This is a genomic window from Streptomyces sp. NBRC 110035, assembly GCF_000829695.1.
In the GTDB taxonomy this organism is placed as follows: domain Bacteria; phylum Actinomycetota; class Actinomycetes; order Streptomycetales; family Streptomycetaceae; genus Streptomyces.
This window is the reverse complement of sequence record NZ_BBNN01000012.1, coordinates 1-937: the sequence shown is the minus strand read 5'-3', so window position 1 is coordinate 937 and position 937 is coordinate 1. Positions and strand designations below refer to the sequence as shown.

Below are 937 nucleotides of genomic sequence, written 5' to 3'. Positions count from 1 at the left end.
GACACCGCAGCAGGCTGCCGCCCGGTGGGCGCGGCACTACCCGCCCCAGGTGGTGCACGCACTCGTCCTGAGCGCACAGCGCCAGTCGCAGGGCCGCAAGACGACGACCGACCCCACGTTCGCTCAGGTCACGGGCCACCCACCACGCTCTTACCGACAGTGGGCGACGGACCACAGGAACGCGTTCGCCTGAATGTGGGCATGCTCATCGACAGCGGCTCTGAAGACTTGCGGTTCGTTCGCGGCGTCACGTACGCCATGAAACGACCGCCGAGACGGCGTGCTCCCGTGGCGTTCCCGGGCCACAAAAGAAATACGGCACCTCCCCGCCGTTCCAGTCTGCGGGCTAGTGGCCCAATGCAAAGAGGCCGCTCCAGGGGAGACCTGGATGCCGTACGGCCGGGGGGTGACGGGCGCCGCCTCAGCGCTGTCCGGCAATGGGGCCTCGCTCATGGTGCGCAACCCTCATTCTTGTCGGGATTCCTTCAGCCTGGATGAAGTCCTGGAGGCGTGGGTTGGCTCTGGCCGTGGTGCGCGATCTGCGCGAGTACCGGGCGCTGGTGAGTGAGGAGGAGCTCGCCGAGTTCGAGACCGATGTGCTGGCAGGTTTCGTGCTCGCGCGAGCCTCGGCCGGTCTGGTTGACAGCACGATCCGCAATGACACCAACCACCTGGAGCTGATCCGGGACTGGTTCGGCCGTCCGCTGTGGGAGACGGAGTCGGCCGACGCCGATGTTTACTTCGGCAAAGTACTCCGCGACGCCAAGCCTACGACTCGGACCGGGAGGGCAGGCGTGCTGGCGGTGTTCTTCCAGTTCCTTGAGCCGCGGCACAAGGTCGAGCTGCACAACCTCACCAGAGCCGTGACCTGCGGCGACCAGATCAGTTGAGACGCCGGGCCGCCGAAAATCTCAAGCGGTCCGGTCTCAGCTTGAAA

Annotated in this window: 1 protein-coding gene and 1 pseudogene; both read left to right on the top strand. The window is 66.1% G+C overall.

What is annotated here, in order from left to right:
• A pseudogene (locus TU30_RS36690) lies at positions 1–193 on the top strand (SDR family NAD(P)-dependent oxidoreductase); the annotation flags it as partial.
• 322 nt (positions 194–515) lie between these two features.
• Positions 516–890, top strand: a complete 375-nt coding sequence (locus tag TU30_RS00090) for a hypothetical protein (protein WP_042162994.1) — start codon at positions 516–518, stop codon at positions 888–890.
• Positions 891–937 lie beyond the last annotated feature (47 nt).